Source organism: Streptomyces sp. NPDC059455 (assembly GCF_042750115.1).
Taxonomy (GTDB): domain Bacteria; phylum Actinomycetota; class Actinomycetes; order Streptomycetales; family Streptomycetaceae; genus Streptomyces; species Streptomyces endocoffeicus.
Window position 1 is genome coordinate 1 of sequence record NZ_JBHYVB010000354.1, and the last position, 6,422, is coordinate 6,422.

A 6,422-nucleotide genomic window follows, 5' to 3' on the forward strand; every position below is an offset into this window, starting at 1 on the left:
CAGCGGAGTCCCCCCGCGCGGTACTATCCGCGCTCGGCGCCACCCGGAGGTGGCCCAGCCGCGCCCATCTCACGCCCGCCCGGCTTGCGGCTCAGCGGGCCCCCGCCTGCTTGGGTGGCCCGCCGTCGTCAGGCGCACCCGGTGGTGGCCCAGCCGCGCCCACCTCACGCCCGCCCGGCTTGCGGCTCAGCGGGCCCCCGCCCGCTTGGGCGGCCCGCCGTCGCTTCCCTCCGCCGTCAGGCGGACCCCGTGTTGGCCAGTGCCCCCGACAGTTCGGCCGCGACCTCCTTGAGGATCGGCACGATCCGTTCCGTGGCCTCGTCCGTCACCCGGCCCGCCGGGCCCGAGATGGAGATGGCCGCCGGGGCGGGGGAGTCGGGTACCGAGACGGCGAGGCAGCGCACGCCCATCTCCTGCTCGTTGTCGTCCACCGCGTAGCCGTGCTCGTGGACCTGCCGCAGCGCGTCGAGGAACCCGTCCGGCGTGGTGATGGTCTTCTCGGTGGCCGCGGGCATGCCGGTCCGGGCCAGGAGGGCGCGCACCTCCTCGGGGGGAGTGTCCGCCAGCAGTGCCTTGCCGACGCCCGTGGTGTGGGGCAGCACCCGCCGCCCGACCTCGGTGAACATCCGCATCGAGTGGCGCGAGGGCACCTGCGCGACGTACACCACCTCATCGCCGTCCAGCAGCGCCATGTTCGCGGTCTCGCCGGTCTCCTCCACCAGCCGCGCCAGATATGGCCGCGCCCAGGTGCCCAGCAGCCGGGACGAGCTTTCGCCGAGCCGGATCAGCCGGGGCCCCAGGGCGTACCGGCGGTTCGGCTGCTGGCGCACATATCCGCAGGCCACCAACGTGCGCATGAGTCGGTGGATGGTGGGCAGGGGAAGTCCACTGCTGGCGGAGAGTTCGCTCAGTCCGACCTCGCCCCCGGCGTCGGCCATCCGCTCCAGCAGATCGAAGGCGCGCTCCAGGGACTGGACGCCACCGGATCCGGCGGTGGTGGCGGCGGTCTTGGACTCGGCGGACGGCACGTCGGTGTTCCTTTCCCAGCGGTCGGCACCGGCCCGCATACGGTGACGATCCGCTGCCGACCGGCCACGGGCAGCCTACCGGTCCCCGGCGACGCCCACAGCGGGCTTGGAAATGCTGTCGGTGCCGGTCACGGCCGGTATGGAGGACTGGCCATGATCGACCGATGCCGGAATACCGGGTTCCCTCGACGCCGGTGGCGGGGCTGGCTAGGTTCTCTGTATCGAAAGTCAACTTTCATCCTACGGAATCGACGTCCTGAATCACTGGACCGGAACCGCTGCGGGAGTCCCATGCGCATCCTCGTGCTGAACCCCAACACCACCGCCTCCATGACGGCCTCGATCCGGGCCATCGCGGAGGCGAGCGCGAGCCCCGGCACCGAGATCGTGGCCACCGAGCCGCTGTGGGGGCCCGAGTCGATCGAGGGCCACTTCGAGGGCTATCTCAGCGCCGCCGCCGTACTGGACCGACTGGCCACGTACGACGAGCCCTTCGACGCCCTCGTGATGGCCGGCTTCGGCGAGCCGGGCCGCGAGGGGGCGCAGGAACTCCTCGACGTACCGGTCCTCGACATCACCGAGTCCGCCGCCCAGCTGGCCATGATGCTCGGCCACGCCTACGGGGTCGTCACCACTCTCGACCGGGCCGTACCGCAGATCAGGGACCGGCTGCTCATCGCCGGGCTGGCGCAGCGCTGCGCGGCGGTGCGCGGCACCGGCCTGGGCGTGCTGGAGCTGGAGGAAGACCCGGAGCGGACCGTCGAGGCCATCGTGCGGACCGCGCGCGAGGCGGTGGAGCGGGACGGCGCCGAGGTGATCTGCCTGGGGTGCGGTGGCATGGCCGGGCTCCAGGACCAGGTCTCGGCGGCGCTGGGCGGGGTCCCGGTCGTGGACGGCGTCGCCGCCGCGGTGCGGTTCGCCGAGTCGGTGGTCGGGCTCGGTCTCTCCACCAGCAAGGTGCGCACCTTCGCCCCGACCCGTCCCAAGGCCATCGGCGGCTGGCCTGTCAGCGCCCGGCCGTCCTGATCTCACGGGTGAGTCCGCGGGCAACGTCGGCGTAATCGAACGGCAACACCTTCAAGGCACCGTCATGCGGAAAAGTTATTCCGGACGACTCTTATGGAGGGCGCCATGGCATCACCCGTCGAACCGGACCCCCGTCTCCACAACGAAGACCTCGCGCCCGCCGTGGAGCGCAAGTGGGGAACGTACAGCATCTTCGCCATGTGGATGTCCGACACCCATGCGATCAGCAACTACACCTTCGCGGCGAGTCTGTTTGTGCTGGGGCTGCCCACCTGGGAGGTCTTCCTGTCCCTGCTGGCCGGTGTCACCATCCTCTACTGGTTCATGAACCGCATGGGCCATGCCGGCCACCGCACCGGAGTGCCCTTCCCCGTGCTGGCACGGGCCAGCTGGGGTGTGTACGGGGCCAATATCCCCGCCCTTCTGCGGGCGGTGATGGCGGTCGCCTGGTACGGCATCCAGACCTGGCTGGCGTCGGAGGCGTTGATCCTCCTCGGCGTCCAACTGGCGCCCTCGCTCGCGGAATACGACCACAACTCCGTCTTCGGGCTGTCCACCCTCGGCTGGATCGCCTTCCTGGTGATGTGGCTGCTGCAGGCGGTGCTGCTCACCCGGGGCATGGAGTTCATCCGCAAGGTGCAGGACCTCGCCACCGGCCCGGTGGTCTGGCTGGTCATGCTCGCGCTCGCCGTGTGGCTGATCGCCAAGGCGGGTGGCGACATCTCGCTCACCGACAGCCTGACCGGGCTGAGCGGGCGCGAGCAGCTCCACCAGAGCCTGATCGCGGTCAGTCTGACCGTCGCGACCTTCCTCACTCTCGTGCTCAACTACGCCGACTTCGCCCGCTTCACCCCGGACCACCGCTCGTACCGGCGCGGCAATCTGCTGGGGCTGCCGGTGAACTTCACCGCCTTCGCCGTCGTCTCCGTACTGATGACGGCGGGCACGATCTCGGTCTTCGGTACCGCGATCGCCGATCCGGTCCATGTCATCGCGCGGATCGACAACCCGGTGGTCACGGTGGTCGGCGCGCTGTCCTTCATGATCGCCACGATCGGGATCAACGTCGTGGCGAACTTCGTCTCACCCGCGTACGACTTCGCCAACCTCGCGCCGAAGTACCTCGACTTCCGGCGCGGGGGCATGATCACGGCGGTGCTCGCGATCGTGGTCATGCCGTGGAAGCTCTACTCGAGCCCGGTCGTCATCCAGTACTTCCTGGGCGCTCTCGGCGCCTTCCTCGGCCCGCTGGTCGCCGTGCTGCTCGTGGACTACTACCTGGTGCGGCGCGGAAACATCGATGTCGACGCGCTCTTCAGCGCCGACAAGGCGGGAGCCTACTACTACCGCAAGGGTTTCAACCCGGAGGCGATCATCGCCTTCGTGCCCTCCGCTACGGTCTCGGCGGTGTTGGCCCTGGTCAAGGGGTTCGAGGACGTGGCCCCGTTCTCCTGGGTCTTCGGAATGGCCATCGCCGGGGTCATCTATGCCGTGAGGTCCGCGAAGGTCCGCGTCGGTGGCGAACTGGCCGATGTACCGATTCCCTCGCAGGTCACGGCGGGCGGGGCCTTGACCGGACCGACGACGGAGTGAAAAATGCAACGAAAAATGAATTCCGGGTAGCGGAAATCCGGAGTTGGCGGGTGAGGAGGATGTCGGTGTCCGACGTCGAGCTGGTGCTGCGCTCGGCCAACGTGGTCACGCCGGACGGCCCGCGCGCGGCCTCCGTGTCCGTCGCCGACGGCCGCATCGTGGCCGTCGGGCCGTACGACGCACCGGACCCGGACGGCGCACGGGTCGAGGATCTCGGCGACGACGTCCTGCTCCCCGGCCTCGTCGACACCCACGTCCATGTCAACGACCCCGGCCGCACCGCATGGGAGGGGTTCGGCCCGGCCACCCGCGCCGCCGCGGCCGGCGGCGTCACCACCCTCGTCGACATGCCGCTCAACAGCGTCCCGCCGACCACCACCGTCCCGGCCCTGGAGGTCAAACGGGCCGTCGCCCGGCGGTCGGCCCATGTCGACATCGGGTTCTGGGGCGGCGCCGTGCCCGGGAACGCCCCGGAGCTGCGGCCGCTGCACGACGCGGGCGTTCTCGGCTTCAAGGCGTTCCTGCTCCCCTCCGGCGTGGACGAGTTTCCGCCACTCGCCCCCGACCAGCTCCGGACCGCCCTCCGCGAGATCGCTGGCTTCGGCGGACTGCTGATCGTCCACGCCGAGGACGCCCGCCTCATCGACGGCGCCCCACCGCCCACCGGCCCGCGCTACGCCGACTTCCTCGCCTCCCGCCCGCGCGCCGCCGAGATCGAGGCCATCGCGGACCTCATCGCCCTCGCCCGCGAGCTGGACGCCCGCGTCCACGTCCTGCACCTCTCGTCCGCCGACGCGCTGCCGCTGATCGCCGACGCCCGCCGTAAGGGCGTCCGCATCACCGTGGAGACGTGCCCGCACTTCCTGACCCTCACCGCCGAGGAAGTCCCCGACGGCGCCACGGAGTTCAAATGCTGTCCGCCCATCCGGGAGGCCGCCAACCAGGACGCGCTGTGGGCGGGCCTGGCGGCCGGGGAGATCGACTGCGTCGTCTCCGACCACTCGCCCTGTACGGCCGACCTCAAGGTCGACGACTTCGGGCGGGCCTGGGGCGGCATCTCCTCGCTCCAGCTCGGACTCCCCGCCGTCTGGACGGCCGCCCGGCGGCGCGGCCACACCCTCCACGACGTGGCCCGCTGGATGTCCACCGGCCCCGCCGCGCTCGTCGGTCTCGACCGTAAGGGCGCCATCGAGGCCGGGCGCGACGCCGACTTCGCGGTCCTCGCCCCCGACGAGACCTTCACCGTCGACCCCGCCGCCCTCCACCACCGCAACCAGGTGACCGCCTACGCGGGCAGAACGCTGTACGGCGTCGTACGGTCCGCATGGCTGCGCGGCCGGAAGATCGCCGACCATGGCACGCTGACCGAAGCCACCGGCCGACTCCTGGAGAGGCAGCACCGCACATGACCGCGCCGCTGGTGAGGGCCGTCCCGCACGTGACCGCGTCCCGGGGAGGGTCCGTACCGCCCATGACCACGCCCCGGGGAGGGTCCGTACCGCCCATGACCACGCCGCTGGAAAGGCAGGCCCGCACATGACCGCGCCGATCCCCCGCTTCACCGGCGACGCCGCCCCGTACGGCGGTGGCGACCCGTACGCCGACTACCGGACCGCCGACCTCCCCTTCACTCACCTCGTGGACCTGGCCGACCGACGGCTCGGCGGAAGCGTGATCGCGGCCAACGACGAGTTCTTCGCCGAGCGCGAGAACCTGCTGAAGCCCGAAACGCCGCGCTTCGACCCCGAGTCCTTCGGCCACAAGGGCAAGGTCATGGACGGCTGGGAGACCCGGCGGCGGCGCGGGGCCTCGGCCGAGACCCCGCATCCGGCCGAGGACGACCACGACTGGGCCCTGATCCGCCTCGGCGCGCCCGGGGCCGTCCACGGCATCGTCGTCGACACCGCCCACTTCCGCGGCAACTACCCGCGGGCGGTGAGCGTCGAGGCGACGGCGGTGGACGGCACCCCGTCCCCCGAGGAGCTCCTCGCCGACGACGTCGTATGGACCGAGCTCGTCCCCCGTACGCAGATCGGCGGCCACGCGGCCAACGGCTTCCCCGTCCCCGTCTCCCGCCGCTTCACCCACCTCCGCCTCAAGCAGCACCCCGACGGCGGCATCGCCCGCCTCCGCGTCCATGGCGAGGCCGCCCCCGACCCGGCGTGGCTCACCGCCCTCGGCACCTTCGACCTGGTGGCGCTGGAGCACGGCGGGGCGGCCGAGGACGCCTCCGACCGCTTCTACTCCCCGCCCGCCAACTCCATCGGTCCGGGCCGCTCCCAGAAGATGGACGAGGGCTGGGAGACCCGCCGCCGTCGCGACACGGGCCACGACTGGGTCCGCTACCGCCTCGCCGCCCAGGGGACCATCCGCGCCGTGGAGATCGACACCGGCTGCTACAAGGGCAACGCACCGGGCTGGGCGGCGCTGTACGGCCTCGACGTGACAACCGGCGCGGACCCGGCCGACCACACGGCCCCGGCCTGGACCGAGCTCCTGCCCCGCACCCGCCTCCAGCCCGACACGGTCCACCGCTTCCTCCTGAACGCGGCCCCGCCGGTGACCCACGTCCGGATCGACATCTACCCGGACGGCGGCGTGGCCCGGCTACGGCTGCACGGCTCGCTGACCGAGCACGGCGCGCGGCGGCTGGCCGCACGCCATGCGGAGCTGGGCGGCGGCTAAGCGCTCCGCGGGAAGTGCCGCGATGGGTCGTCGGCCGACTGCGGCGCCGTCGTGGCTGGTCGCGCAGTTCCCCGCGCCCCTTCGGGGCGC

At 71.7% G+C, this 6,422-nt stretch carries 5 protein-coding genes; 4 read left to right on the plus strand and 1 reads right to left on the minus strand.

Annotation, left to right across the window (positions count from 1 at the left end; genetic code table 11):
• Nucleotides 1-236 precede the first annotated feature (236 nt).
• Nucleotides 237-1,067: an IclR family transcriptional regulator gene (locus ACFXB5_RS51800; RefSeq protein ID WP_385222631.1), complete on the minus strand. Its 831-nt coding sequence runs from the start codon at nucleotides 1,065-1,067 to the stop codon at nucleotides 237-239.
• 252 nt (nucleotides 1,068-1,319) lie between these two features.
• On the opposite strand from ACFXB5_RS51800, the gene ACFXB5_RS51805 reads away from it, so the two are divergent.
• From ACFXB5_RS51805 to alc, 4 genes are all read left to right on the plus strand, one after another.
• Nucleotides 1,320-2,054 carry an aspartate/glutamate racemase family protein gene (locus ACFXB5_RS51805; RefSeq protein ID WP_385222634.1) on the plus strand — a complete coding sequence of 245 codons (735 nt, stop codon included), beginning with the start codon at nucleotides 1,320-1,322 and terminating at the stop codon, nucleotides 2,052-2,054.
• A 105-nt stretch (nucleotides 2,055-2,159) separates the two neighbouring features.
• Nucleotides 2,160-3,647 carry an NCS1 family nucleobase:cation symporter-1 gene (locus ACFXB5_RS51810; protein ID WP_385222637.1) on the plus strand — a complete coding sequence of 496 codons (1,488 nt, stop codon included), beginning with the start codon at nucleotides 2,160-2,162 and terminating at the stop codon, nucleotides 3,645-3,647.
• Nucleotides 3,648-3,706: 59 nt separating this feature from the next.
• Nucleotides 3,707-5,056, plus strand: a complete 1,350-nt coding sequence (allB, locus tag ACFXB5_RS51815; protein WP_385222639.1) for an allantoinase AllB — start codon at nucleotides 3,707-3,709, stop codon at nucleotides 5,054-5,056.
• 127 nt (nucleotides 5,057-5,183) lie between these two features.
• Complete coding sequence (gene alc / locus ACFXB5_RS51820; protein ID WP_385222642.1) at nucleotides 5,184-6,332, plus strand: allantoicase; 1,149 nt, start codon at nucleotides 5,184-5,186, stop codon at nucleotides 6,330-6,332.
• The last annotated feature ends 90 nt before the right edge of the window (nucleotides 6,333-6,422 follow it).

Excerpts from the sequence above, each read along its gene's own strand:
- ACFXB5_RS51800 (WP_385222631.1), bottom strand. The coding sequence starts at position 1,067 with ATGCGGGCCGGTGCCGACCGCTGGGAAAGGAACACCGACGTGCCGTCC.
- ACFXB5_RS51805 (WP_385222634.1), top strand. The coding sequence starts at position 1,320 with ATGCGCATCCTCGTGCTGAACCCCAACACCACCGCCTCCATGACGGCC.
- ACFXB5_RS51810 (WP_385222637.1), top strand. The coding sequence starts at position 2,160 with ATGGCATCACCCGTCGAACCGGACCCCCGTCTCCACAACGAAGACCTC.
- allB (WP_385222639.1), top strand. The coding sequence starts at position 3,707 with ATGTCGGTGTCCGACGTCGAGCTGGTGCTGCGCTCGGCCAACGTGGTC.
- alc (WP_385222642.1), top strand. The coding sequence starts at position 5,184 with ATGACCGCGCCGATCCCCCGCTTCACCGGCGACGCCGCCCCGTACGGC.